Source organism: Mycobacterium sp. RTGN4, assembly GCF_033804635.1.
Classification (GTDB): Bacteria; Actinomycetota; Actinomycetes; order Mycobacteriales; family Mycobacteriaceae; genus Mycobacterium.
On record NZ_JAPZLB010000001.1, the window covers coordinates 450791 to 477424 of the forward strand.

Annotated in this window: 19 protein-coding genes; 8 read left to right on the forward strand and 11 right to left on the reverse strand. The window is 65.8% G+C overall.

Going from position 1 to position 26634, the window contains the following annotated elements; all coding sequences use genetic code 11:
- The first annotated feature begins 33 nt into the window (after nucleotides 1–33).
- From SLQ30_RS02150 to SLQ30_RS02180, 7 genes are all read left to right on the forward strand, one after another.
- A complete protein-coding gene (locus tag SLQ30_RS02150; protein WP_319445187.1) occupies nucleotides 34–1515 on the forward strand; it encodes a DUF3375 domain-containing protein in 1482 nt (493 codons plus the stop codon).
- Nucleotides 1512–2210: a DUF4194 domain-containing protein gene (locus SLQ30_RS02155; RefSeq protein WP_413467897.1), complete on the forward strand. Its 699-nt coding sequence runs from the start codon at nucleotides 1512–1514 to the stop codon at nucleotides 2208–2210. The genes SLQ30_RS02150 and SLQ30_RS02155 overlap by 4 nt, the downstream gene beginning before the upstream one ends.
- Nucleotides 2203–5577 (forward strand): ATP-binding protein, encoded by a 3375-nt coding sequence (locus tag SLQ30_RS02160; protein WP_319445188.1) that lies wholly within the window; start codon nucleotides 2203–2205, stop codon nucleotides 5575–5577. The genes SLQ30_RS02155 and SLQ30_RS02160 overlap by 8 nt, the downstream gene beginning before the upstream one ends.
- 493 nt (nucleotides 5578–6070) lie before the next feature.
- Nucleotides 6071–7906, forward strand: coding sequence for an ABC transporter substrate-binding protein (locus SLQ30_RS02165; protein ID WP_319445189.1), 1836 nt, complete (start codon nucleotides 6071–6073; stop codon nucleotides 7904–7906).
- Nucleotides 7907–7943: 37 nt separating this feature from the next.
- Nucleotides 7944–9596, forward strand: a complete 1653-nt coding sequence (locus tag SLQ30_RS02170) for an ABC transporter ATP-binding protein (protein WP_319445190.1) — start codon at nucleotides 7944–7946, stop codon at nucleotides 9594–9596.
- Nucleotides 9589–10551: an ABC transporter permease gene (locus SLQ30_RS02175; protein WP_319445191.1), complete on the forward strand. Its 963-nt coding sequence runs from the start codon at nucleotides 9589–9591 to the stop codon at nucleotides 10549–10551. The genes SLQ30_RS02170 and SLQ30_RS02175 overlap by 8 nt, the downstream gene beginning before the upstream one ends.
- A gap of 5 nt (nucleotides 10552–10556) precedes the next feature.
- Entirely contained in the window at nucleotides 10557–11558 is a 1002-nt protein-coding gene (locus tag SLQ30_RS02180) for an ABC transporter permease (protein ID WP_319445192.1), read from the forward strand.
- Between the two features lie 21 nt (nucleotides 11559–11579).
- On the opposite strand, the gene SLQ30_RS02185 is transcribed toward SLQ30_RS02180, so the two are convergent.
- A complete protein-coding gene (locus tag SLQ30_RS02185) occupies nucleotides 11580–12428 on the reverse strand; it encodes a TIGR03620 family F420-dependent LLM class oxidoreductase (protein WP_319445193.1) in 849 nt (282 codons plus the stop codon).
- A 339-nt stretch (nucleotides 12429–12767) separates the two neighbouring features.
- Between SLQ30_RS02185 and SLQ30_RS02190 the strand changes: the two genes are divergently transcribed.
- Nucleotides 12768–13211: a DUF6319 family protein gene (locus SLQ30_RS02190; protein ID WP_319445194.1), complete on the forward strand. Its 444-nt coding sequence runs from the start codon at nucleotides 12768–12770 to the stop codon at nucleotides 13209–13211.
- Nucleotides 13212–13235: 24 nt separating this feature from the next.
- Here SLQ30_RS02190 and SLQ30_RS02195 read toward each other — a convergent pair whose 3' ends face one another.
- The 10 genes from SLQ30_RS02195 to SLQ30_RS02240 form a co-directional block, all read right to left on the reverse strand.
- Nucleotides 13236–14594, reverse strand: coding sequence for an LLM class flavin-dependent oxidoreductase (locus SLQ30_RS02195; protein ID WP_319445195.1), 1359 nt, complete (start codon nucleotides 14592–14594; stop codon nucleotides 13236–13238).
- Complete coding sequence (locus tag SLQ30_RS02200) at nucleotides 14594–15811, reverse strand: acyl-CoA dehydrogenase family protein (protein ID WP_319445196.1); 1218 nt, start codon at nucleotides 15809–15811, stop codon at nucleotides 14594–14596. The genes SLQ30_RS02195 and SLQ30_RS02200 overlap by 1 nt, the downstream gene beginning before the upstream one ends.
- Nucleotides 15808–17178 (reverse strand): LLM class flavin-dependent oxidoreductase, encoded by a 1371-nt coding sequence (locus tag SLQ30_RS02205; protein ID WP_319445197.1) that lies wholly within the window; start codon nucleotides 17176–17178, stop codon nucleotides 15808–15810. Before SLQ30_RS02205 ends, SLQ30_RS02200 begins: the two co-directional genes overlap by 4 nt.
- On the reverse strand, nucleotides 17175–18815 hold the full coding sequence (locus SLQ30_RS02210; protein ID WP_319445198.1) for an ABC transporter ATP-binding protein: 1641 nt from the start codon (nucleotides 18813–18815) through the stop codon (nucleotides 17175–17177). Before SLQ30_RS02210 ends, SLQ30_RS02205 begins: the two co-directional genes overlap by 4 nt.
- Nucleotides 18812–19687 (reverse strand): ABC transporter permease, encoded by an 876-nt coding sequence (locus SLQ30_RS02215; protein WP_319445199.1) that lies wholly within the window; start codon nucleotides 19685–19687, stop codon nucleotides 18812–18814. The genes SLQ30_RS02210 and SLQ30_RS02215 overlap by 4 nt, the downstream gene beginning before the upstream one ends.
- Nucleotides 19684–20604: an ABC transporter permease gene (locus SLQ30_RS02220; protein WP_319445200.1), complete on the reverse strand. Its 921-nt coding sequence runs from the start codon at nucleotides 20602–20604 to the stop codon at nucleotides 19684–19686. The genes SLQ30_RS02215 and SLQ30_RS02220 overlap by 4 nt, the downstream gene beginning before the upstream one ends.
- An 11-nt stretch (nucleotides 20605–20615) precedes the next feature.
- Nucleotides 20616–22280, reverse strand: coding sequence for an ABC transporter substrate-binding protein (locus SLQ30_RS02225; RefSeq protein WP_319445201.1), 1665 nt, complete (start codon nucleotides 22278–22280; stop codon nucleotides 20616–20618).
- Between the two features lie 225 nt (nucleotides 22281–22505).
- A complete protein-coding gene (locus tag SLQ30_RS02230) occupies nucleotides 22506–23543 on the reverse strand; it encodes an ABC transporter permease (RefSeq protein ID WP_319445202.1) in 1038 nt (345 codons plus the stop codon).
- Between the two features lie 4 nt (nucleotides 23544–23547).
- A complete protein-coding gene (locus tag SLQ30_RS02235; RefSeq protein WP_319445203.1) occupies nucleotides 23548–25131 on the reverse strand; it encodes a sugar ABC transporter ATP-binding protein in 1584 nt (527 codons plus the stop codon).
- A gap of 3 nt (nucleotides 25132–25134) precedes the next feature.
- A complete protein-coding gene (locus SLQ30_RS02240; RefSeq protein WP_319445204.1) occupies nucleotides 25135–26487 on the reverse strand; it encodes a sugar ABC transporter substrate-binding protein in 1353 nt (450 codons plus the stop codon).
- Nucleotides 26488–26634 lie beyond the last annotated feature (147 nt).

The window sequence follows — 26634 nt, forward strand, 5'->3', positions numbered from 1 at the left end:
GTCGACGTACGAGGTAGCCGAGGAGGACACCAGGTGGACGACAACGCGGCGCTGTCGGCTGGCGACCTCCTCGAACTCAATCGCGAGATCCAGGGCTCACCCACGATCCGACTGCTGGCCACCCTCAATCTGGGTATGTACGCGACGCTGATGGATCGCCACCTCGGCGGCGGCGTGATCGCCGAAACCGACCTCGTCGTCCGTCTGGAACGCGACCTGGACGAGCTCGGTCGCCCGGGCGGCGAGCAATCCGGCCTCGCGCTCATCAAGTCGTGGGCCAGCCAGGGCTGGCTGCACCGCGTGGCGGACCAACGCGCAGGACTCGAACGCAACCTTTGCTACCTGACCCAGGACGCACGGCGGGCGCTGGACTTCCTTCGCGGCATGCAACGCCAGGACACCATCGCCACCGGCGGCTCCATCAACGGCATCGCCTCGCGGCTCAAGCAAATCGCCATCCGCGTTGGCAACGACCCCGACCGCGTCCGCGCCGGCATCCAGGCCGAAATCGCCGCCCTGCACGCCGAACTCGACGCGCTCGACGCGCACGCCGGTGACCACTCCCGGCCCGAACCCGACCTGACCGACATGTACGACGAGGCCTGCGCCATCGCCCTGCAAATGGAGCGGCTGATCACCGACATCGGCCAATACGGGACGTTGATCGAGCAGGCCACGGCTGCACTCGACGAACCCATCGACAGCAATGTCGAGTATCGCGACCGCCAGCGCCAGATGTATGCCGACTACCAGTCGGCCTGGGATTCGCAGGGCCGCGACTCGCATCGCGCCTTCCTGCGGATGATCAACGACCCCGATCAGCGCGCCGAGTTCGAAGCCGACGTCGCTGCCGTCGCGGAAGCACTGCCCGCGCTGGATCCGGCGTTGCGCAAGGTGATGGCTGGGTTCTTCGAACTCGTCGGGCACCAGATCGACGAGGTGGAACGCATTCAGCAGCGCTGCGCCCAGCGAGTCAAACGATTCACCGCGTTCGGCACCCTAGAACAGAGCAGGGGCGTTGCCCGTCAGCTCAACGAGGCCATCGGCTCGGCCCGCGCCCTGCTGAAGGCCTCGCTGACCGACTCGCGCCTCGACCTCGAACTGCCCCTAGCCCGTCACGCAATCAGCTCGGTCGGCGCGCTCAGCTTTCGGATCGGCGACCTGTCGAACCCGAAGCCCGCGGCGGCCGCGGGCAGCGAGGTCGACCTGTCCAGCTTCGCTGCGCTGACGACCCAGGTCGACTCACCGGCCATGTCGGAGCTGATCAATACCGAAATCAACTCGGGGGCTCAACTTTCCTTGCCCGATGCGGTGGCACTGCTCGACTCCGCGTATCTGGGTCACGTCATCGTGTTGTGGTCCTGGGCGCTCAAACAACCCGTCAAAACAGACACCGCAGCGCTCGAATCGGTCACGGTCCGCTTCCAGTCCTTGGACGGCCGCGACCGTGAGATGGAGGTTCCACACCTGATGTTCACCGAGCCCATCTCCAGCCTGCTGGGATCCGCATCGTGACGACCACCGAACCGGATATCGACTTCTCCTCACTGCCCCAGGTCGACCAGACGGCCCGTCCGCCGCACCAGCGCCGGCCCCGCTTCGACGGTGACGTCAGTGAGCTACCCGACCGTGCCTGCTGGGCGCTGCAGAACCTGCTGACCCGCCGCTACCTCAGCGCCGAATCCGACCGCGACCTCTACGCCTGGGTGCTGGAATATCGGGCCCAACTCAGCGTGCGCCTCTCCGAACTCGACCTGCAATTGCGCATCGTCGAAGGCGCCGAAGTGGCCTTCGTCGAGCAGGCCCGCTACGAATCGGCAAGAGGGGTAAAGCTCTTGCGCCGCGAGCCGCTCGGCACGTATGACTCGATCTTGGCGCTGCAGCTGGCGCAAATGATGCGCGCTTCCGGCGACCAGCGCGTCCTGATCAGCCGCGACGAGGTACATGGCCTGTTCTCGGGGGTAGTCAACGACGTCGACCGTGACACCGTGACGTTCACCGCCCGCATCGACGCCGCCATCGCCCGGTTGGCCGCTCTGGAGATTCTTCGCAAGAGCCGTGACGACGAAGACAGTTACACCGTCAGTCCGGTGATCAACGCGGTCATGACGGCCTCGGTGATCACCGAGCTGCAGCAACAGTTCGAGCTACTGCTCAACGGTGGCAGTCCGGGCCCGCAGGACGAAGCAGAGGTCGCAGTCGATGCCTGAACAGTTCCACCTGTCCCGCCTGCAGGTCATCAACTGGGGGGTGTTCGACGGTTATCACACCATCCCGTTCGGCGAAGGCGGAGCCCTGATCGCCGGCGCCTCAGGTAGCGGCAAATCCTCACTGCTGGACGCTATTTCGCTCGGCTTCCTTCCGTTCAACCGCCGCAACTTCAATGCCTCCGGCGACAATTCGGCGGCCGGCTCCAACGCGGGCCGCCGCACCGTCGACAAGTACGTGCGCGGCGCCTGGGGCCAACGCAGCGATGCCGGCGCGAGCAAGGTCATGTACTTGCGCGGCGACGGCACCGCGTGGTCCGCGGTCGCCGTCACCTACGCCAGCAATACCGGGCGAGCCATCACCGGCCTCGTGCTCAAATGGCTCACCGGCGAATCCCGATCGGACTCCTCGAGCAGATTCGTCCTGGCCGACGGCGACCGCGACATCGAGGACGTGTGCAACCGCTGGGCGTCCGGCCGCTTCGATGCAGGCGTCTTCAAGGACGACGAATGGCGGTTCTCCACCAAGGTGGAGTCGCAGTACCTCGCCCAGCTGTACGCGACCATCGGCATCCGCGCCTCCGACGCCGCGCAGCAGCTGCTCGGTAAGGCAAAGTCGCTGAAAAGCGTTGGTGGCCTTGAGCAATTCGTCCGCGAGTTCATGTTGGACGAACCCAGCAGCTTGACGCGACTACCCGACGCGCTCAAGCAGATCGACCCACTGGTCGACGCCCGCGAACTGCTGGCCGTTGCCCAACGCAAACGCAAGATCCTCGGCGACATCGAGAACATCCAGCAGCGCTACGGCTCCGAGTCCTCCGATCTGGGCATCATCGACCTGGTGGATCAGCCGATGGTCCGCGCGTACACCGATCACATCCGGGTGGCGCAGTGCCCTGCCCAGATCGACTCGCTGGACGCCACCATCGACCAACTCGGCAACGAGTACGAGGACGTGACGCGCCAGCTGAATCTCGCCAAGGCTGAAGGGGATTCGCTCAACGCGCAGATCAGCGGATCCAGTGCGAGCATCGGGCCACTGCAGTCGCAGGTGGCGGGCGCCGAGGCGCAGGCCGAGGAGGTGTCGCGGCGTCGCAGCGCCTACGAATCGTTGCTCACCGCACAGAAGCTCGACATCCCGGACACCGCTGACGAGTTCTGGAATCTGCGCGAGGAACTCACGACGACAGCCACCGAGTTACTCGCCAAACTCGATCGCGGCCGGGAAGCATCCACTGACGCCGAGTACGCGCAGAAGGCCGCTCGAATCGCCCGCGACGATGCCGCGAAGGAGCTCAAGCGGGTCGAGCACGTCGGCTCGGCCTTGCCGGAGTTCGCGATTGCGATGCGCGAACACATCTGTGCTGCAGTGGGTGCCGACCCTGGCGAGCTGCCGTACATCGCCGAACTGATGGACCTGCGGCCCGAGCAGAGCCGATGGCGGGTCGCAGTGGAGAAGGTGTTGCGCGGCGTAGGCCTGCGCCTGCTGGTCCCCGACAGCCACTACGCCGCAGTGCTGCGGTTCGTCAACGAGACCAACATGGGCGGGCGCCTGCAGCTGCATCACGTGCGCGCGAAGTTCGTTGGCGCCGAGGCCACTCCGGCAGAGCCGAAGACGTTGGCGGGCAAGCTGTTCCTCGTCGATCCGACGCACGTCTGCGCCGCCGAGGGCTCCGATGTCATCGCCGCGGCCGGGGACCACGTCTGCGTCGACGACCCCGACGTCTTCCCCCGCTTTCGCCGCGCGGTCACCGATACCGGGCTCTACAAGGACTCCGACCGGCTGGCCATCAAGGACGACCGGCGTCCACTGCGGCAGTCCGACTACATCTTCCAGGGCGACATCGCCGCCAAGATCGACGCACTGACCGTCGACCTCGGCAACGCCGAGGAGACCTTCAGCCAGGCCCGGCGCGCCGCCGACGACATCGCCGCGGAGCGCCAGCAGCGGCGCGACCGAGCGGCCGCGTGCAAGGCGATATGCGAGCAGTTCCCGCAGTGGAGTCAGATCGACACCGAATCCGCTGACGGGCATGCCGAACGACTGCGCGAGCAGTTCGAGCTGCTGCTGGCCGATCACCCCGACATCGAGGCGCTCAATGCGCGCGCGGATCAGTGCTGGGAGGAGATCCAGACGCTGATGACCCGCCGCGGCGCCATCCAGACCCGCCGCGACGACCTCGACGGTCGACGGACCCGGCTGCTGGAACTTCAGGAGCGGCTCACCCCGGAGTTCGTGTCCGAGCCGCTGACCGAGTTGCTGGACCGCTACGCGCGCGATGTGCCGGTGGAGTTGGAATTGCTCAATCCCGAGCCGCACCGGGACGCGGTGTTTACCTCGATCCGCCGTGAGCGCGAGCAGCTGCGCGAAAGCCGCAGGCGCTCTTACGACGAGCTCGCCCGCATCCTCAACACGTTCGATACCGCCTTCCCCGATGCGATCCCCAACGACAGCGATGTCTTCGACGAACGCGTCCACGACTATGTGGCGTTGTGTCGGCACATCGACGAGCGAGAGCTCCCCGAGGCCTACGAGCGCATGATGCGGCTGGTTACCGAACAGGCCCCCGACGCCATCCTCACGCTGCACCGGGTGGCCGAGCAGGAGAGCCGACGCATCACCGAGCAGATCAACAGGGTCAACACCGGGCTGGGCTCCGTCGAGTTCAACCGCGGTACCCGCCTGACGCTGCGGGCCACTCCCCGGAGCCTCACCGCGGTCGCCGAGCTCACCGACATCGTCAGGGCCATCTCGCGGCGCATCGCCGAAGTCGGGCTCGGCGACAAGCAGGCGATCCTGGATCAGTACGCGGACATCCTGCGGCTGCGCAACCGGCTGGCGTCCACCGCTCCGGAGGACAAGGCCTGGACGCGGGATGCGCTCGACGTCCGCAACCGGTTCACCTTCGACTGCGCCGAATGGGATGTCAGCAGCGAAGAGCTGATCCGCACCCACAGCAACGCAGGCGACAACTCGGGCGGTGAGCAGGAAAAGCTGATGGCCTTCTGTTTGGCCGGCGCATTGAGCTTCAACTTGGCGAGCCCCGAAAGTACGGACAACAAGCCGGTTTTCGCGCAGCTGATGCTCGACGAGGCGTTCTCCAAGTCCGACCCGCAGTTCGCCCAGCAGGCGCTCCAAGCGTTCCGCAAGTTCGGCTTTCAGCTCGTCATCGTGGCCACTGTGCAGAACGCCACCACCATCCAGCCCTACATCGACAGCGTGGTGATGGTGTCCAAGAAGGAAGCCACCGGTCGCAACGCGCGACCGGTGGCTACCGTGGCGACCAAGACGATCTCGGACTTCACGGCGTTGCGGCACGAGATGACGGCGTCCGCCGCCGCAGCGCGGGTGCCCGCGACGGTGGGTTAGACCTCCTGATCCGTCTTGCTGGTGTCGTCACTCCAGTACGTCAGCTGAGGTCAGCACGCGGAACCGGTACGGAATGCCTTGCCCTACAAAAGTTCAGGCTGACAGAAACAATCTGCGTTTCGACGCGTTCGATCTACCGTGATGCAAATGTGCGAGCGAGACGTCGAGGCCCGACCCCGTGGCCTCCCTACTCCGTCTGAGCCGCCGAAGGCGCGTCACGACACGGGCAAGGCGTGATCAGGCAGGCCCGACGAGCTGATTGGTCGAGCCGATCGGGTCGAGTGCCGTCTGAGCGACTTCAACGCGGCGAGCTGGCGTGGCTTGGCGTCACCCGAGGGCTGCGATGACGCGCGCGCAGGACACGTCACCGAACCGGCCCTAGGGTCCAGCCCGTCCGAGGACGAAATACCTTCTCGGACAACGATGGTCATCGCCTGCCATGACTCCCGTCCGTCAACACTTCTACTTCGCTTCCTGAAAGGGGATCCTGCTCATGGCGAATGCCCATGCCCTGAATCGCTTCGTCGGGCGGTTCGGCCCACGAAGAGCCTCGGCGGGAGCCGCCGTCATCGTGCTCGCCGTGGTTATGACGGCATGCGGAGGCACCGGCGGCGACGCGAACTCCGAACGGGCGTCAGAGGCTCCACAGGCTGGCGGGACGTTGAAGATCGCCTCGATCAATTCCGACATCGACGCCATCGACCCGCTCTCGGCGTGGAGCATCGATTCGTGGGCCATCGCACGTGCCGATACCCGCCAGCTCGTCACCTTCCAGAGCAGCCCGAAGGATCTCAGCGACACCACGAAGTTGGTGCCCGACCTCGCCGAATCGTGGACCATCAGTCCGGACGGCACCACGTACACGTTCAAACTTCGCCCCGGCGTGCACTACTCCGGCGCAGCCAACCGCGAGATCGTCGCCCAAGACTTCGCCTACGCCGTCAAGAGATTCTGCGACCCGAACAAGCAGGTCGCCGCGATCACGTACTACAACGCGACGCTGAAGGGTTTCAAGGCATACTGCGAAGACTTCGGCAAGGCCGTCAAACCCGGAAACCCGGCGGAGGCGCAGCAATACGAGGACACCCACGACCTGCCAGCCATCGAGGCACCCGACCCGCACACCGTGGTGTTTCACCTGACGGGCAAGGCCAACGACTTCCTCAGCATCCTCACCATGAACTTCGTCACTCCGCTCCCGGAAGAGGTGTCGGGCAAGTACATTCCGGACTCGCTGGAATTCCGTCAGAACTTTCCCGCGAGCGGGCCGTACTTCATCTCGTCCTACGAACCCGGCAAGCAGCTGACCCTCGAGAAGAGCCCGACGTTCGATCCGGCTGCCGATCCCGCACGCAAGGCGTACGTCGACAAGATCGTGGTCGACTTCACCACCAACAGCGCCGACGCCGTGGTTCAGGCCATCAAGTCCGGTGAGGCCGACCTGTCGCTGTACCTCGGCGTGCCGCCGACGGCGACGATTCAGAGCTTCAAGACGAGCAATAGCCCGAACATTCATTCGTCACAGGGCGGCAACCAGGCCTACATCGTTGCCAACAACGCGCCATACAACACGTCGGTGGGTGGGGACGCGCTGCGCAAGCCGCAGGTGCGCCAGGCATTGGCCTACGCCATCAACAAGACGCACGTGGCGCAGCTCTTCGGGGGTCCTGACGTCGCCGAGCCGTTCAGTCAGTTCCTCACCCCGGGACAGCTGGGCTACCAGAAGTACGACCCGTACCCCTCGCCCAACGGCCAAGGCGACCCGGCCAAGGCCAAGGAGTTGCTGACGCAGGCCGGTTACCCGAGCGGGCTCACGCTCAAGGCGATCTACGAGACGGTGAACCAGAACGGCGCCAACGGCGCGCAGCTGGCCACTGCGTTGAAAGAGGACCTCGCCAAGGCGGGGATCACCTTGGATCTGATTCCGTTGTCGGAGGCCAACTATGACGATTTTCGTCGGGATCCGAAGTCCGTCTGGGACCTGAACCTTTCAGGCACGTACGCGCCCGACTGGCAGGGTGACGACTCCCGCCAGATCTTGGGAGGTCCGCTGGACTCCGACGTCGCCGAGTGCGGCGCCGCCAACGAGGGCATCTGCCACCACGACCCTGCGCTCAACGCCTTGGTGGCCGAGGCAGTGCAGTCCGATGACCCCGGTCCGCTGTGGACCAAAGCCGATCACCTGGCCGCCGACGCGCTGCCATGGCTACCGCTGGTCTCGATCAAGAAGATCTTGATCACCTCCGACCGGGTGCGCAACTTCCAATGGGGCAATCTGCCGGTCAACCCGGACATCACCACCATCAGCCTCGCCGGTGGAGGGCAATGACCGAGCGCGCCGACCCGCGCAAGGCGAGCGAGGGCAGATGCCTGTCTTCTCGGTAACCGACCTCGCAGTCTCGTTCGCCACGGAGCGCGGACAGATCGAAGCAGTGCGCGGCGTGTCCTTCTCGGTGGACGCGGGCAAGACCTTGGCGATCGTCGGCGAATCGGGATCGGGCAAGAGCGTGTCCCTGTTGGCCGCCACCGGGCTGTTGGGCGCAGGCAACGCCATCGTGAAAGGTCAAGCCCGGTACGGCGATAGCGATCTCATCGGGATGCCCGAGCACCGGTTGCGCGCCATCCGCGGCAAGGACATCGGGTTCGTGTTCCAGGACCCGTTGAGCAGCCTGCATCCGCTGAAGTCGATCGGCACCCAGGTCGGCGAGGCGTTGACTGCACATGGGCGGGTACCCAAACGGGACCGGCGCCGTAGGGTGATCGAACTCCTCGACGAGGTCGGCATCAAGGAGCCGCAGCGCCGCGTCGACGACTATCCGGTGCACTTCTCCGGCGGCATGCGCCAGCGGGCGATCATCGCGGCCGCCATCGCCCTCAACCCCTCATTGCTGATCGCCGACGAGGCCACGACCGCGCTCGACGTGACCGTGCAGGCGTCGATACTCGCTCTGCTACAAAGGCTTCAGCGTGACCACGGTACGGCGCTCGTCTTCGTCAGTCACGATCTGGCAGTGGTGTCCGACATCGCCGACGACGTCGTCGTGATGCGTTCGGGCGAGGTGGTGGAGAAGGCACCCGCCGAACTGATCTACGTCGCGCCGCAGCACCCGTACACGGTTGCGCTGCTGGATTCGGCCAGGCACGGCCTCGCACCGCAGGGATCCGCGGCGAGACGGGACGGGACCGAACCGCTGCTCGCCGTCACCGACGTCGTCAAGGACTTTCCGGTGAGGGGCAAGCGCCGACAATCGTTTCGCGCCATCGACGGTACGTCGTTCGACATCGGCCGAGCCGAGATCGTCGGTCTGGTCGGCGAATCGGGATCGGGCAAGACCACGCTCGGCCGGATCGTCTCGGGTCTGGTCCGGCCGACCACCGGCACGGTGTCGATTGACGGCGCGGTGTACAACGAGGCCGGCAGACGCCGGTTGCAACTCGATGCGACGACGCGTTCCCGAATCCAGGTGGTCTTCCAGGATCCCTACGGAAGCCTCAATCCGCGTCGCCGCGTCGGCGCCATCCTGGCCGAACCCTTCCTGCTCGCAGGCGGACTGACCGGCCAGGAGATCGAGCAGCAGGTGACCGATCTGATACGTCGCGTCGAGTTGCCCGAGGACGTCGTCGACCGCCATCCGGCACACCTGTCCGGTGGGCAGCGCCAACGGGTTGCGATCGCGCGGGCGTTGGCCCTTCAGCCCGACCTGGTGGTGGCCGACGAACCGGTGTCCGCCCTCGACGTCACCACCCAGGCGCAGATCCTCGCGCTCATCCGCCATCTCCGCGACGCACTTGGCGTGTCGTTCCTGTTCATCTCGCACGACCTCGCCGTGGTCGCCGAACTGTGCGATCGAGTGCTCGTCCTGCACGCCGGACACATCGTGGAACATGGTCCCACCGCGGACCTGTTCGCCAATCCCTCCGATCCCTACACCCAGTTGCTGCTGGACTCGGTCCCCGGAAAGCGCCGCGCCCTGGCCACGGTCTCGAGCGCATCAGGAGGTGACCTGCTCGGTGACTGAGTCCTTGCTCTCGACGGTCACGGCGACTCCGCCCCATCAGCCGGAACAGGTTGCGACGGTGGGTGTTCGGTCGGCGATCGGCCGCATGTGGCGCCGACCGGAGGCGCGGTTCGGGCTGCTGGTGGCAGGCGTGATCACCGTGCTGGCGCTCGGGGCGCCACTGTTCGCGGCGATCACGGGCCACGGCCCCAACGACCAATTTCCGGACATCGGACTGTCTCCGGAGGGCCTTCCGGTGGGGCCGAATGCCCAGTTCTGGTTCGGCACCGACAGCAACGGCCGCGACGTCTTCGTCCGCACCCTCTACGGATTGCGGGTGTCGTTGCTCGTCGGGGTGCCGGCCACCACGATCGCCATGTTGATCGGTACGGCGGTCGGGATGGTCTCGGGGTACTACGGCGGGATGGTGGACCGGCTGTTGTCTCAGTTGATCGACGTCGTGCTGTCGTTTCCGTTCATTCTCACCGCGCTCACCCTGATCACGTTGAACCGCTCGAGCGAGGGCGGGGCGATTCTGAACCCCGCGTTGCTTGTGATCTTCGTGATCGTGACGTTCGCCTGGACGTACTTCGCGCGGTTGACCCGCGGCATGGTGCAGGAGCTGCGTAGTCGACCATTCGTGGAGGCCGCTCGCACGCTCGGCGCGAGCGACCTGCGAATCCTCGCTCGCGAGATCCTGCCGATGGTCGTCCCGGCCGTCGTTGTCTACTGGGCAGTTCAGTTGCCGCAGAACATCATCGCCGAGGCGACGCTGTCGTTCCTGGGGGTGGGCGTCGTGCCGCCCAACCCGAGTCTGGGCAACATCATCTCCGACGCTCAGGTGTCCACGCTCTATCAGACGCAGCCCTGGTACCTGATCGGCCCGGCGATCATGTTGTTCCTGACCGTGCTCGCCTTCAACGCGATCAGCGGGGGCATCCGCGACGTCCTCGACCCGCACTCGCACACCCGCTAAGACCGATGACCAATTTCGTTCTCCGCCGCGTCGGGCGCGCCGCTATCACCCTTGCACTGGTCCTGGTCGCGACCTTCGCAATGACCCGCGTGGCCTATCGCAACCCGGCCGCAACGCTGTTGCCCCGCAACGCCACCGGCCAACAGGTCGAGGCGATCAAGAACGCGCTGCACCTCAATGAGCCCTGGCTGGAACAGTTCTGGCACTACGCCTTCCGCGGGCCCGCGATCGCCAACGTCCCGACGGGGTTGGCGCGATGGCCTCCGTCCCTCGGGTATTCGTTTCACCAGCAGACCGCGGTGATGCCGCTGCTGCTGTCGAAGATCTCGGCGACGGCATCACTGGCGCTGGGCGCCGTGGCCATCTGGATGGTCCTTTCGGTGATCTTCGGAGCACTGTCCGCCCGTCGGCCCGGGTCCTGGACGGACCGCATCCTCTCCGGCTTCTCGTACCTGGGCCTGGCAATCCCGATGTTCGTGACCGGGGTGCTGCTGTCGTACTTCCTGTTCTTCAAGCTGTCCCAGGTCGGGGTGCACTGGTTCCCCAACGGCGGGTACGTACCGCTGAGCACGAACCCCGTCGAGTGGGCTCGCCATCTGGCCCTGCCGTGGGCGACGTTGGTAATCGCCGAGGTCGGGGTGTTCCAGCGGGTCGTGCGCGCCAGCATGCTCGAAACGCTTGGCGCTGACTACATTCGCACCGCGCGGGCCAAGGGGATCCGTGAACAACGGGTGTACTTCGATCACGCGCTGAGCGCGGCACTCACTCCGGTGATCACCCTCGGTGGACTGGAGTTGGCCTACATCCTGGGCGGCGGAGTAGTGGTCGAGTCGATCTTCGGTATCGACGGGGTTGGACGACTGGCCTTGACCTCCGCGCTCAACGGCGACTTCCCAGTCGTGCTCGGCGCCACGCTGTTCGCGTCGCTGGTGTTCATCGTGTCCACGCTCGGCGTCGACGTCATCAATCGCCTACGTGACCCGGCCGCCGGCACCACCGTCCACTGACGGGCTGGATCGGCTGGGGCCCTATGGCTGAAGCTTGGCAGCGAATGCCTCGAGCGCCGGGAATGGGTCGTTCGCGGTGGGAAGGGGCATGATCGCCACGTGATCAGCCCCAGCGTCGAAGTGTTGACCGATCCGTTCGATGCTGCCGTCGACACCGTCGAGGGGAATGAGCGCTTCCAGTAGCTCGTCGCTCGGATCGTCGCCCACCTTGAGATCCGGGAAGCCGGTCTCCTTCAAGTTGTTGACATAGTTCTGCAGCCCGAGGTAAGTCGCCGAGTGCTCACGTGCGACAGCACTATTCGCGGCGCGATCTTGGTCAGTGGCGACGGTTTGCACCACCGCCAGCGTCCGATCCGTCCCCAAGGCCTCGCGGGCCTTCTTGGTGTGCTCCACGGTTGTGAAGTATGGGAGTGCGCCCGCGGCCTTGTCTTTGGACAGCTGCAAAACCTTCGATCGCAGCGCGGCCAAGATGATCCGGTCTCCAGGCACCCCAAGTTCGAGCAACCGGTCGACGTACGTGGTCAACGTTGGAAAGGGTTTCTGGTAGACATCGCCGGTCATCTCGCGATGCCCGATGCCGACACCGAGCACGAAGCGACCCGGGTGGCGTTCTTCCACCCGGTGAAAGGACTCCGCCACCTGGTCCGCGGCTTCCGACCAGACGTTCACGATCGCCGTGCCGACCGCGACCGACGCCGTCGCTGCGAGCAGTGATTCGGGGATGCGCAAGTCGCCCGGTGCGTTTCCGGCGATCCATATCGTGCCGTACCCGATGTCTTCGAGGCCCTTGACCCGCGACGCGAGCGACCGCGTCTCGTAGTCCGAAACGAGCAGATAGGCACCGTAGCGGCCGAGCGATGGAGTGGTCACCTCAACCTCGACACCGCCTGGTGCTCCCTTATTCCCGGGAGAGCTCACATTGCACGCGGCAAGTCGATACCAACACCAACGGACTCGCGTCTGCCCGTTCGCGTGATCACCCATTCATCGGGTACGTTACTGTCTGACAACATCATTCGAGGTTTCGACCGCCGACATGTACTGATGATTCCGATCAATGCCACTCATTGTCGATGAACAATCAATGACTTCAAGGCCGCGATTTCGCTTGAGTGGCGACTTGACTGCAAACGTCGAACATGTGTTCTAATAGCACTAGGCCCCGGCCCGCTCATTGCGGGCGATATTCAGAAGGAGCACGCCGCAACGATGACCGTAGACACTCTGACAGCAGAAGCGCTGCCCACCAACTCCGACACTCTCGAGGTCTTGGCTCCTACCGTCGAGAACACCTCATCCGAGCCGACACCCGCCGCGCCCCCTGCTGACGCTTCTGCCGCGGAGAAGCCCAAGAAGGCTCCGGTCAAGAAGGCGGTCGGCAAGAAAACCAAGACTCTCGAGTTGACCCTCACCGTCACTGGGACTGCCGACGGCGAATGGCGCGCCGAGCTCAAGCAGGGCACCACGTTCCTGGCCCGCGACCTCGCGGTCGCGGCCGCTGCAGTCTCCCGCGCCGCCAAGGAATTGCACGAGGACCTCTCCACCCCCATCGACGAGGTCATCGAGGAGGCGCGCTCCCAGCAGGCCGCCAAGGTCGCCGCCCTCGAAGCCGAACTAGAGGCCGCCCGCAGGACGCTCGCCGACCTGGACTGAGCTCCCTGAACCAGGTCGGTCGCGTCAGCCGGTGCGAGCGGTCAGACGGGACCGGCGGTCCGGTACCCGATCGAGGCCGAGATGGCCCCGCAGCGTCGCGTGAGTGTACTCGCGCCGGAACAGACCTCGGTTCCGCAGGATAGGGATCACGTGATCGACGAAAAGCTCTAGGCCCGAAGGGAACACGTCCGGCATCAGATTGAATCCATCCACGGCCCCTGCGAGGTACCACTCCTCGATGGCGTCGGCGAGCTGTTCGGGTGACCCGATCACCAGCCGGTGCCAGGTGATCACTCGGTCCAAGATCTGACGGACCGTAAGGTCTTCGCGACGCGCCAGGTTCACGACGATGTCGCGCGCACCCTGCGAACCGCCGCTCGCCTCGGCGCCGTCGAGCAGCCACTGCGGAAGCTTCTGGTCCCACTCGAGTTCCGTGGGATCGACGCTGAGTTGTCCTGCCAAATGCGCGAGTCTGCGTTCGCCGGAGAGCTCGTTGAGTTCCTCGTTGCGTCGCCGGGCTTCCTCTTCGGTACTTCCGAGGACGAACGACAGCCCCGGCATGATGCGGATCGCGTTCGACGGGCGACCGTGAGCCACCGTGCGCGAACGAAGTTCGCGAGCGTTGCGTTGGGCGTCCGGTAGGGACGCCTGCGCGGCGAAGACGCCGTCGGCGTACTTCGCCGCCAGGTCGAGTCCGCCCGCCGATCCCCCGGCTTGGAACAGCACCGGATGACCCTGCGGCGATCGCGGCAGCGTGAGCGGGCCGTCGACGGTGAAGTGGGCGCCGCGGTGGTCGATGGTGTTGATGGCGCCGATCTTGCTGAAGGCGCCCGAGCCCTTGTCCGCCAACACGGCGTCGTCGTCCCACGAATCCCACAGCGCGCGAACGACGTCGATGAACTCGGCCGCCCGCGCATAGCGGTCACTGCGGCTCGGTTGTCGCGCGGGCTCAGTGCCTCCGTGCCCGAAGTTGTTCCAGGCGTACGGGTCGCTGCTTGTCACCACGTTCCAGGCCACTCGCCCGCGACTGAGATGATCCAGCGACGCGAACCGACGGGCGATGTTGTACGGCTCCTCGAAGGACGTCGACACCGTTCCGATCAAGCCAAGGTGCGTGGTGACCGATGCCAGCGTCGACAGAAGCACGATCGGGTCCAGCGCCAGCGGCGGGGCCACCAAGGGTTCGTCGGGCCGTTGGAACAGCGATGGGCTGTCGGCGAGGAACAGTGCGTCGAGCGTGCCGCGCTCGGCCGTCCGTGCCACGTCGATCCAAAACGCGGGGTCGGTGAACCAGTTCGGATCCGCCGACGGATGCTGCCACGCCGACGGATGCATGCCATCGGAGAGCACGTTCACACCGAGGTGCAGTTCGCGCTTCGGCATCAGAAGTATCCGCTGCCCGGGAGTGCGGCGCCGCGAAGGTAGTACGCACCGATCGCTTGCGCCTTGTACGACGTGGGGTTGTGCGACGCCAGAGTTCGGATGTTGCGCCAGTGCCGGTCCAGCAGATGAGCCTCGCGCACGACCGAGGCGCCGCCGACGTCGAACACCTGGGATGCAGACTTCTGTGCCAGGGCGTCGACGACGACCTTGGCCGCGGCGGCCTGAAGCGACGCCTCGTGCGCCAGCTCCAGGTTGGGGTCGGTGCCCGCCACGTCGGCGTCGAACGCAAGGGCAAGGGCGTCGGCGGCGGCCAATACCGTTGCCTCGGCGGCGAACGCGGCGCTGGCGATCTCGCCGATCTCGCGTTGCAGCAGTGGATCATCGGGGGCCGACGGACTGGGCGCCCAGGCGAAGCTGCGGGCGCGCTGGTGTACGTGCGCCACCGCGTCTGCTCGAAGTGCGTGCAGCACACCGACTTCCAACGCGGTTACGTACAGCTGGAAGAAGGCGCCCGAGTGATACAACGCAGGCGGTTCGGTGTCGGCGTCCGGCGGCGCGAACTGCAACGTCTCGTCGGCCGCCACGACGACCTCTTCGAAGACCGCGGTTCCGGTGCCGGTGGCGCGCTGCCCCATGCCGTCCCAGTCGTCGAGCACCGTCACGCCAGCACGGTCGGTGGGGACCAGCGCGATCACCGTCGCGCCGTCGGGGTTGCTCGCGAGCACCTCGGCGTAATCGGCGTAGAGCGTGCCGGTGGTGAAGTACTTCTTGCCGTTGAGCCGGAAGTCGTCGCCGTCCGGCGTGAGCTGGGTCTTCCAGGTGAACGCGCCGGCAGGTGTGGAACCAATCTCGGTCGACGCATTGCCGACGATCTTGCCGCTCAGCGCCAGGTCGATCACCCGCTGACGTTCGTCGGCACCGAGTCGCAGCCGCTCTTCGACGTGAGCGAAGTGACCGCGCAGAATGTGTGCAACGTTCACGTCAGCCGTCGCCAACGCGATGACGGTCGCGAACAGTTCGCGAAGACTGGCGCCACCACCACCGTCGGCAATCGGTATCCGCAGCGCGCCCAGCCGGGCCTGCCGGACCAAATCGATTGCAGCAAACGGCCGCTCGCCGGTGCGCTCACGCTCGAGCGCGCCCTCACCGATCTCGGCGATCAGCGCAGTCAGCCGTTCCGAGGCGTAGGTGAGCGACTGGGTCGACGTGGTGGTCATGGGGTTACCTCCTCAGTGACACGGCGGTATCGCGCCGCACGATGGGTTTCAGGGAGCCGCGGGCCGCGTCCGAAGAGCTTGTGGCGCAACGTTCCGTCGCCATAGGACGTCTTGTAGACCCCGCGCCGTTGAAGCTCGGGCACGACGTGGTCGATGAAGTCGACGAACGAGCCGGGCGTGATCGCATTCGTCAGGTTGAAGCCGTCGACGTCGGTCTCCTCGACCCACTCCTGCAACTCGTCGGCGACCTGGGTCGGCGACCCGACGGTGAATCCACCTTCGGCATCGATGGCGTGCGCGTCGATGAAGTCGCGCAGTGTCCACTGGCCCTGGCCGAACATCTGCACCGACGACTTGAGGAATTCGTTGTCGGTGACGGCCACCGGGTCGTCGAGGTCGAACTGGGACAGGTCGGTGCCCAACCAGCCCGACCACAGCGCCAGCGCGCCCTCGGGGTCGATGTAGCGCCGGAGGTCCTCGTACCGCGCTTGCGCCGCCACCTCGGTCGCTCCGGTCACCACCACGTGGCCGTTGACGATCTTGACGTCATACGGGTCACGCCCCGCATCGGAGGCGCGGGTCCGAATGTCGGCCACCGCTTCCTTCAGCACCTCCTTGGTGGGCGCTCCGATGAAGATGACTTCGGCATTCTCGGCCCCGAACTGCTTGCCGCGATTGGATGCGCCTGCCTGATAAAGCACCGGGGTGCGCTGCAGCGACGGTTCGGACAGGTGGATCCCCGGGACGCGGAAGTGCTTGCCGTCGTGATCGATTGGATGCACCTTGGCCGGATCGGCATACTGCGCGCGGCCCGGGTCGGTGCCGACGGCGTCGTCGTCCCAGGAGCCTTCCCATAGCTTGTACAACACCTCGGTGTACTCGTCGGCGATGTCGTAGCGATCGGCGTGCGGGGTGATGGTGTCGAGGCCGTGGTTGCGGGCCGCGCTCTCCAGGTAGCCGGTGACGATGTTCCAGCCGACCCGACCCTTGGTCAGGTGGTCCAGGGTCGACATCCGCCGGGCGAACGAGTACGGGTGCTCGAAGGAAGTGGCTGCGGTGACGCCAAAGCCCAGGTGTTCGGTGACCGTCGCCATCGCGGGCACGACGAGCAACGGATCGTTCACGGGCACTTGGGCTCCCGAACGAAGGGCGGCTTCCGGTCCGCCGCCGTACACGTCGTAGATGCCAAGCACGTCGGCGATGAAGAGCCCGTCGAAGAGTCCGCGTTCGAGCAGCTTGGCCAGGTCGAGCCAGTACTCCAGATCCTTGTAGCGGGCGGCCTGCGACTCGGGATGTCGCCAGGTGCCCGCGACGATGTGGGTCACGCAGTTCATGTCGAACGCGTTCAGAACGATGTGGCGGGTCATGTCTGGCCTCCAGAGGCTAGTTCGGGTTGCGCGACCGGCAGGCTCGCAAGTAACTGGCGCGTGTAGGGATCACTCGGTGTCGCAAATATGTCAGCCGCCGTTCCGGATTCGACCACCCGGCCGTCGCGCATGACGAGCACACGGTCGGCGACGTGGTGGATGACGCCGAGGTCGTGCGAGATGAAGAGATAGGACAGACCGAGCCGCTGCTGTAGGTCGGCGAGCAGGTCGAGCACCTGCGCCTGGATCGTGACGTCGAGGGCATACACCGGCTCGTCGCACACGATCAGCGATGGCTCCGGTGCGAGCGCACGGGCGATCGCCACCCGTTGACGCTGCCCGCCCGACAGCAGAAGTGGCCGCCGATCGAGGTGCTCGTCGGAGAGTCCGACGTCTGCGAGCAGCTGTGCGGCGCGCCGACGTCTGGCGGCCCGCTCCGGATACAGCTCAGCAGGCACCGCATCCTCGACGATCCGGCCTACCGTCCAGCGCGGATCGAACGACCCCAAGGGGTCCTGGTAGATCACCGAGATCTGCCGACGGCGCGGGCGCCGCTGAGCCTCGGTCGCCTCGGACCACGGGGCACCCTTCAGTCGCACGGTGCCTTCGTCGGGTGTCAGCAGCGCCAACGCGAGTTGGGCGGTAGTCGTTTTGCCCGAACCGGATTCACCGACGATGCCGAGCGTCTCCCCAACCCCGATGGTGAACGAGACTTCGGCGACGGCGGTGCGTTCGACACCGTCGGGTCCCCGGAATCGCTTGACGAGTCCGTCCGCCTCCAACAGCACACCGTCCCGCGCTGGCGTGACCGGAACTGGTTCTGGTGACGGCGCTGCTGCACCGGACAGCCGAGTGCCCTTGCGATGCGCCGCCGGTACCGCGTCGAGCAGTGTCTGCGTGTAGGGGTGAGTCGGCGTGTTAAGTACGTCGGCGACAGGACCCTGCTCCACGAACAGCCCGTCACGCATTACCGCGACCCGGTCGGCTAGCCTGCTCACCACCGAAAGGTCGTGGCTGATCAGGATCAGGCCGGTGCCACGACCTTTCATCTCTGCCAGCAGGTCAAGAATTTGGGCCTGAATCGTCACGTCGAGGGCGGTGGTCGGTTCGTCGGCGATCAGCAGCGGTGGGTCGAGCGCGATCGCCGACGCGATCAGCGCGCGCTGCCGCTGACCTCCGGAGAGTTCGTGGGGAAGCTGACGGGCCCGCAGCTCCGGTTCGGGTACGCCGACCGTTTCTAGTAGCTCCAGCACGCGGGCGCGACGTCGCTTCCGACTGCCGTAGCGGTGCAATCGCAGGGTTTCGCCGATCTCGTGGCCGACGGTGCGCAGCGGATCCAGGGACACCAGGGCGTCCTGCAGGACGAACCCGACCTGGCCACCACGAATTCGTCGCCAATCGCGATCGCGGCTGTGCAGCAACGGCTTTCCCTGAAGTTCCAGCGCCGTCGCATCGACGTGCGAACCGGCGCCGGCCAGGCCGAGCAGCGTGCGCGCGGTCACGCTCTTGCCGGAACCCGACTCGCCGACGATCGCCAGGCATTCACCGGGCGCCACCTCGAACGAGACGCCGCGCACCACCGGGTCGCGGTCGCCGAATGCGACGGTCAGGTCTTCGACACGCAGCCGCGATGTCATGTCAGTCGTCCTTCGAGTCGCCGTTGGAGGTGACGGCCGAGCACGGTGACCGACAGGGTGCACCCGACGATCGCCAGCCCGGGGAACAGCTCCAGCCACCAGGCCGTCGACACGAAATCACGCCCGGCGTCGAGCATCGCGCCCCATTCCGGGGCGGGCGGGGCGACACCGAGGCCGAGGAAGCTCAGCGACGACGACCACACGATCGACTGCCCGACGCCCATGGTGGCCAAGACGACGAGTGGCCGCATCGCGTTCGGGAACACGTGCCGGACGATGATACGAGACCGCTTGTGCCCCAATGCCGTTGCGGCGCTGACGTAGCCGGAGTCCTTCACGGCGAGCACCTGCCCGCGCACCATCCACGCGTAGCCGGCAGCCGACCCCAGTGCGACCGCCACGATCTCGGTGCTCACGCCCGGCCCCAGCATCGCAATGAGCACCAACGCCAGCAGCAGCCCGGGCAACGCGAGCAGGACTTCGAGGAAACGGCTGATGGCGCCGTCGGTGAAACGTCCACCGAGTCCCGCCGCGAAGCCGAACACGATGGCAGCGACCAGCGCGAGCGCCGTCGCCCCGACGCCGATTAGCAGTGAGCTACGGGCGCCGAAGACGACGCGGGTGTAGATGTCACGTCCGGAGGCATCGGTGCCGAACCAGTGGTCCAGTGAGGGTGCCTGTACCGCGGCGTCGATATCGGTGTCGAATGGCGTTCCGCTGGTGAAAACCGTTGGCACCACGGCCCAAGCCAGCACGAGCAGCAGGAACAAGGCCGACAGCCACACCGCGGGGCGTATGGCGCGTCCGCTCCTGGCCCGAACGACCGGGGGCGCGGCAGCTGCGGTCAGACCGTCGGCGACGTTGATGGTCATCGCGCCGCACTCCGCAGCCGAGGATCGATGCGCCCGAAGGCCAGGTTGACGAGCAAGTTTGCCAGCACGTAGACCGCGGCGACGAACAACGTCACCCCTACCACCACGGGCATGTCCTGTGAGGTGACGGCGTCGACGAGGACCCGGCCAAGCCCCGGGCGCACGAAGACCGCCTCGACGATCACAGCGGTCGAAAACAGTGACCCCAGCGCCCATCCCGACAACGTCAGGCCGGGCAGCACGGCATGGCGCAGTGCGTGGCGCCACCGCACGGACAGATCGCTCATCCCCCGTGCGCGCGCTGAGACCGCGAACGGCTGTTCCATCGCCGAGGAGAACTCGTCGCGGGTGACCTGGCCGAGGAACCCGGCTAACGGAAGGGCGAGCGTCAACGCGGGTAATACCAGCCCTTCGGGGCCGCCGTCACCGACCACCGGCAGCCAATGCAGCGTGAACGCAAACACCACCAAAAGCACTATGCCCAACCAGTATTGCGGCAGCGCGGCGAGCAACGTCTCCAGGCCGGAGCCCAGCGCGGCCAGGCCGCGGCTACGGTGTGCCGTCAGGAGCGTGACCACCACGGCGATCAGCCAGGACGCGATCAGGGCCACAATGGTGAGCGTCAGCGTCGAGCCGAGCTGCTGGCCGATGATGTCGGACACCGGTTGCTTGCGCACGTACGACGTGCCGAGGTCACCGCGCAGCAGCCCGCCGAGATAGTCGAAGTACTGCACGATGACCGGCTTGTCGAAACCGTATTGGACCCGCACGGCCGCCAGCTGCTCCGGCGACGGCTTCGCTCCTGCGCCACCGAGGATGGTCTGGGCGGGATCGGTCGGCATCAACTGCTCGACGATGAATGTCAGCGTGGCGGCGCCCCACAGGACGCCGACCACGCCTGCGAGGCGGGAAATCACCCGCCTCGCCGTCACTTCGCGAGCCACGCGTCGTGCAGGACCGGCTCACCCTCGGACGGCTCGATCCAGACGTCTTGCAGGTGCTTCTTGGAGACCAGTCGGGTGGTCTGCGGGTACAGCCCGAGGTGGTAGGCGTTCTGCGCGACGAGCTGCTGCACCTGGTCGTAGAGGTGCTTCTGCTGCTCGACGTCGGATGCGGCGGCGATCTCCTTCAGCGGGGCGTCGATGGCCGGGTTCGACACCCAGGACATGTTGTTGCCCGGCGCCAGGTTCATCGAGTCGGTCGAGTACAGCAGGGTGAGCACCAACGGTGTCGGGCTGTTCCAGTACGCGCCGGCCAGGCCGTCGGTGGTGTTCCTGTCGGTGAAGGCGGCGTAGTACTGGTCCTGCGGGATCGGCTTGAGGATGACGTTGAAGCCAATTTCCTTCTCGGCCGCCTGGATGTCCTGGTACAAGGTCACGTCGGCGGGCGGTGAGTCGCCGGGGTCCGACGAATAGATCACCGTGGCGGCCAACTGCTTTCCGTCCTTGGTGCGGAAGCCATCAGCGTCGCGCTGCGTCCAGCCCGCGGAATCGAGCAGCTGGTTGGCCTTGGCGGGATCGTGGGCGTAGTAGTCGCGCAGGTCCTTGTCCAGGAACGGTGTGGTCGACGTCAACGGGCCGGGTTCCCAGTTGAACACCCCGAGATAGGCGCTCTTGACCGACGCCTCGGCGTTCGCGCCGTGGATGAACGCCTGCCGCACCGCGGTGTCGGTGAACGGGAAGCGGGTGGTGTTGAGTGCGATGCCGTTCGGCAGCCCGGTGTGGGTGAACTCCTGCAGCACGAGGTTCGGGTCGGACTTCAGCGCGGCGTTCTGCTGAGGCGGTGGATTGAAGATGATGTCGGCGCCGTCACCCTGAACCGCACCGAACCGGACGGAGCCGTCCTCCAGGAACTTCCAGCTGACGTGGTCCAGATAGGCCGGGCCCTGGTGCTTGGCATCGGCGGGCGCCGAATTGTAGTCGGGGTTGCGGTCGAGTTCGACACTCTGGCCGTGCACCCACTCCTTGATGACGAACGGGCCTGTCCCGACCGGGGATTGGCAGTTCGCGGCGAGCCCACGGGCCATCGCCTTGGGCGACTCGATACCGAAGAATGCCTGCGACAGCACCGGCAACAGAGCCGAGTACGGGGACTTCAGCTTGAGCTCGAACGTGGCAGGGTCGACCGCGCGGGAAGAGTCGTAGTACGGCCGCAGGTACCCGGTGTCGGTGAGCGACTGCGTAGCCGGATCTAGTATCTGGTCGAAGTTCGCCTTGACGGCGGCGGCATCGAGCGGCGTGCCGTCGTGGAACTTCACCCCCTGCTTGAGCTTGAAGGTATAGGTGAGTCCGTCCGGCGACGTCGTCCAGGAGTCCGCCAGCCACGGCACGACGGTGCCGTCCGGCCGCTCGGACACCAGGCTGTCCAGGAACTGCCGCGCCACGTAGGTCTGCGGCATGTCACCGTTGTTGTGCGGGTCCAGGCAGACTGGCTCGCGGTCTGCGCCGTAGACGATCGAGCCGCCATTGACTGGCGGACCCGCGGCAGTCGATGGCGAGTTGCCGGTCGAACCTCCCCCGCACCCTGCGAGGGCGAGCACGACGGCAAGCGCGGTAGGGCCCAGGAATGCAAGGGACGTTCGGGAAATAGGCATCGTTAGCTGGTCTTTCGGTCGATCGGTGAGCATCACGTACTCCACGACCGAGCACCCGGGGTGCCCGACCGCGCCTATCCACCCATCTGACGACCGGACACAGTCGTATGTGGATCCCGACGGGGGCGGAGCTAAGAGATGATGACCTTGTCACGCTGCCGGAACGAGACCCGCCGCGCCAGCAATGAAATCGGTGCGATTATTTGGGCGTGCCAATAACACCGCTCACTTGACGATCAGCTTTCGCTGTGACGCCATGGTGAAGACTGCCGCGACGATGATCACCAGGCCCTTGATGATGGTCTGGGTGTAGTCCGCGGCGCCGATCTGGTTGAGCCCGTTGGAAAGTACGGTCAAAATGAGCACGCCGAGCACCGTGCGGCCCACACCGCCGACGCCGCCGGAAAGCGCCGTGCCGCCGATGACGATCGCGGCGACCGAGTCGAGCAGAATCGTCGAACCCGTCGTCGGGCCTGCCGCGCCCAGCTGCGCCGTGAGCAGTAGCCCCGCCAGTCCCGCGGTGATTCCCGAGACGACGAGAATCAGTACCTTGACCCGCCTCGTGCTCACACCAGCGAGTTCAACGACGCGCTCGTTGCCACCAACGGCGTACACGTAGAGCCCAAACCTGGTGCGGCGGGCGAAGAACCATACGACGAGGAACGCGACGACGGCGATGAGTGCGGCGTTCTGGATGTTCGGGATCAGCTGGCCGATCGCCAGGTCGCGGATGCCCTGGTCGGTGAAGTTGATCGTGCTGCCCTGCAGGATCGTCAGCCCGATGCCTGCGAACAGGGAGAGCGTGCCCAGGGTCGCGATGAACGACGGCACGCGACCGTAGGCGAACACCACCCCGTTGAGCAGGCCGATCGCGGCGCCCACCACGATGGCGATCAGTGACACCAGGATCGGGTTGCCGATACCGGCGTTGATGAGCGATGCCAGCACGGCGCCGGTCAGCAGCGCGATCGATCCGACCGACAGATCGACGCTGCCGGCGATGATGACGAGGGTCGCACCCAGTGACGCGAGAAGCAGAATCCCGGCCTGCCCACTGATCAGCGTGAGGTTGGCCGCACTGAGGAACGCCTCGGCTCGCACCGAGAAGTACACGATGAGCGCCAGCAGCGCTGCCAGCGGCAGGATGTCGCGAACGACGTTGACACGCTTGAGAACCGCGGCCCGTGGCGTAGCCGTGTGGGACGCGGGCGCGGGCGAAGGCACGTCGACGGATGGTGTGGCAGGACTGAGTTCGGTGGTCATGATGTCATCCGACGGTCGTAGGGGTATTGGAGTCGGCGCCGGGAATCATCCTGGCGACGAGGTCGTGTTCATCCGGCTTGGCGCCGGGTGGAGCGTCGACAACGGCGGAGATCCGGCCGTTGGTGATCACGACGATCCGATTGGACAGTCCGATCAGTTCGGGCAGGTCATCGCTGACCAGCACGACCGCGGTGCCGCCGGCAGCGACCTGACGCAATAGGTCGTAGATGCCTTCGCGCGCACCGGTGTCGACGCCCTGGGTGGGTTCATCGAGGACCAGTACGTCGGGCTGACGCAACAACCATTTCGCGATCAGGACCTTCTGTGCGTTGCCGCCCGACAGTGAGGACACCGGGGCGTCGATGCTCTCGGTCACGATGCCGAGCTCCTCGACGAAGCGCTCGGTCACCTTGCGCGCTCGTCCGACAGCCCATAGCCCGACCCGCTTGGTCGCGAATTGATCGTGGAGCGAGGCCAATTGAACGTTGTCGATGATCGAGGCCGAGGTGATCAAACCCTTGTCTGCGCGGTCCGGTGGCACGTAGGCGATGCCGGCCCGGACGTGATCCCCGATGGAGCCCGACACCTCCTGGCCGTCGACGAGCACCCGGCCCGTTGTCGGCCGCACGACACCCGCGATGATCTCGCCGAGCACGCGCTTCCCCGAACCTTCGGTCCCCGCCAGACCGACGATCTCGCCCGGCGCCACCTCGAGTGACGCCTCGTGCAGCACGCCGGCTCCTGCGACCGATTCGACGACCAACCGCGGAGCGGTGCCGGCCTGAAGTTCGTGCTGGGCATGCTCGCGGTAGTAGTTCTCGGTCCGTATCCTGCCGACCATCAGCCGGTGCAGTTCACCCTCGTCCGTGCCCCTTGTCGGCCGATGTCCCACCGACTCACCGTCCTTGAAGACGGTGATCCGGTCGGTGGTCTGAAGAATCTCGGGCAGGCGATGCGAGACGAAGACGACGGCGGCCACGCCCCGAAGCCGCTCGAGCAGGCGCAGGAAGTTGTCCTCGTGCTCCTGATCCAGGGCGGTCGTCGGTTCGTCGAAGAGCACGACGGGGCGCGCGACTTCGAGCAGCTTGGCCAACGCGGTCACCCTCGCGATGTCGATGCTCTGCTTCTGGCCCGGTGTGAGCGAGCCGGTCGGCAACGACACGTCGATACCATCTACCCCGGCCTCGTGGAGCGCCTCCTCCATCGCCCGCTTGAGTCGCCGACGATCGAGACCGCCACTGCGCGAACGAAACAGGTGCTCCCAACCGAAGAAGGCGTTCTCGTAGACGGCCAGCGAATCGACAAGTGCCGCCTCCTGGAACACCCGGAAGATGCCGAGCCGGTTGGCTTCCTGGTAGGTCTTCGGTGCGATCTCCCGGCCATCCAGGCGCAGCGAGCCCGAGTCGTAGGGCAACACCCCGGACACGATGTTGAGGATCGTGCTCTTGCCCGCGCCGTTCTCGCCGATCAATCCGACGACTTCACCGTCGCCGACGTCGAGATCGACACCCTTGAGTGCACGGTTGGCGCCAAACGACTTGACGATGTTCCGCGCCTGCAGGCGTGGCTCGGTGGTCTGTGTGCTCAATTCTCACACCTTCCCGTACGGCGACGGCCCGAGCACCGGCGTGCGGTAGTGCTCCTTGTAGAGCGCGCGAATCCGGTCGAAGTCGCCGTTGCGCTGAGCCTTCAGATAGGCATCCGGATACTGGAATCCCTTGGGCTTGGGCACGTCCGGCCAGATGAGGTCGAGGTTCTCGACCGGGTATCCATCGAACTGCAGGTCGAAGTCGTTCGGGTGCTCGGTGCGCGACAACAGCTTGACGTCGAACGACTCGCCGATCGGTTGGTCCACGTAGCGGGCCTTGAACGCTTCGACGTTGGCGCGGGTGATGATCTCGGCGTGCCAGCCGTAGAACCGCTCGGCGGGCTCGGGTTTCCAGCCGCGCAGCCGGTCATGGAACTGTGCCAGTGTCACGAATGACGGGTAGGCAGGGACGTTTCCGGTGGTGACCAACTGCTTGCCTGCCAGCACCCGCTCGATGCCTGCCGTCGAGCCGTTAGCCCCCACGACGAAGACATCCTTGCCGGGAACCTTGCCCGCCGCTTCGATACCCGCGATCACCCCGGTTGCCGCATCGTCGTTAACGGCGACGATTCCCCTGGTGTCCGGGTAGCGAGCCAGCAGGGACGAGGCGGCCCGCTGCGACAGATCAGCGTCGTACTTGGCGTGCAACTCACCAGCGAACGTGATCTTCGGGTACTTCTTCAGCGTGTGATACACCGCGAGCCTGCGCTGGACTTCGCATCCGTCGATGGACGGGTAGTAGCCGCCTACCCGGACGATGGTGCCCTCCTCGCCGATCTGCTTGGCCAGCACGTCGACGGCCTTGCTGACCGCCTCGTACTCGTCGGGCATCAGGAAGGTGTTGTACTTGTCGCCATCGACGTCGCTGTGCCACGGCGTGTACCAGGCCGGTGAGTTCCACGCCGCCTGGAAGAGCACGCCGTTGTCGTTGGCGTCGTGCGCCAGAGTGGGTAGCGCCCCTGGGTCGTTGAGGCCGATGAAGATCGCGGTGGTCTTCTGAGTGAGCAACTGGTTGAACTGGTTGGACTGGACGGCCGCATCGTTCTTGCCGTCGAGAACCACGCTCTTGTAACCAAGTTGACTGGCGGCGTCCTGGTACGCCTTCGCCCACTGAACCTGGTAGTCGCCTGTCGAGGACCAGTTGAGCAGCGCGAACTGGCCGTCGGTGTAGGCGACCGCACCGCTCTTGTCGGGGCCGCGTCGCCCGATCGCCGCCAACGTGCCGCCCGCGGCCACCGCGACCCCGGCGCCGGCCAACAGCTTGACGAACTGCCGTCGGCCGAGACCGTACGTATCGAGGCGCTCGAGCAGCGAGTCCACCACGCGGCGTTCGTCGCCACTGCCGTCTGGAGTCATCGCCCGTCCGTTCCTAATTGATAGTGCGGGCTGAACGTAGTGCTACTTCCCAGGATGTTCGAGCGTCATACTCGTGCTGAGCAAATACCGTTCCCGGCACGCGGATTCGCACGCAGCATGATCGAAACCATTGCGCCGAAGCGCACT

What these genes read in the sequence shown, in the direction of transcription:
- SLQ30_RS02240 (WP_319445204.1), bottom strand. Translation starts at nt 26,487, where the DNA reads ATGACTCCAGACGGCAGTGGCGACGAACGCCGCGTGGTGGACTCGCTG.
- SLQ30_RS02195 (WP_319445195.1), bottom strand. Translation starts at nt 14,594, where the DNA reads ATGCCGAAGCGCGAACTGCACCTCGGTGTGAACGTGCTCTCCGATGGC.
- SLQ30_RS02200 (WP_319445196.1), bottom strand. Translation starts at nt 15,811, where the DNA reads ATGACCACCACGTCGACCCAGTCGCTCACCTACGCCTCGGAACGGCTG.
- SLQ30_RS02210 (WP_319445198.1), bottom strand. Translation starts at nt 18,815, where the DNA reads ATGACATCGCGGCTGCGTGTCGAAGACCTGACCGTCGCATTCGGCGAC.
- SLQ30_RS02205 (WP_319445197.1), bottom strand. Translation starts at nt 17,178, where the DNA reads ATGACCCGCCACATCGTTCTGAACGCGTTCGACATGAACTGCGTGACC.
- SLQ30_RS02170 (WP_319445190.1), top strand. Translation starts at nt 7,944, where the DNA reads ATGCCTGTCTTCTCGGTAACCGACCTCGCAGTCTCGTTCGCCACGGAG.
- SLQ30_RS02165 (WP_319445189.1), top strand. Translation starts at nt 6,071, where the DNA reads ATGGCGAATGCCCATGCCCTGAATCGCTTCGTCGGGCGGTTCGGCCCA.
- SLQ30_RS02225 (WP_319445201.1), bottom strand. Translation starts at nt 22,280, where the DNA reads ATGCCTATTTCCCGAACGTCCCTTGCATTCCTGGGCCCTACCGCGCTT.
- SLQ30_RS02230 (WP_319445202.1), bottom strand. Translation starts at nt 23,543, where the DNA reads ATGACCACCGAACTCAGTCCTGCCACACCATCCGTCGACGTGCCTTCG.
- SLQ30_RS02215 (WP_319445199.1), bottom strand. Translation starts at nt 19,687, where the DNA reads ATGACCATCAACGTCGCCGACGGTCTGACCGCAGCTGCCGCGCCCCCG.
- SLQ30_RS02180 (WP_319445192.1), top strand. Translation starts at nt 10,557, where the DNA reads ATGACCAATTTCGTTCTCCGCCGCGTCGGGCGCGCCGCTATCACCCTT.
- SLQ30_RS02190 (WP_319445194.1), top strand. Translation starts at nt 12,768, where the DNA reads ATGACCGTAGACACTCTGACAGCAGAAGCGCTGCCCACCAACTCCGAC.
- SLQ30_RS02160 (WP_319445188.1), top strand. Translation starts at nt 2,203, where the DNA reads ATGCCTGAACAGTTCCACCTGTCCCGCCTGCAGGTCATCAACTGGGGG.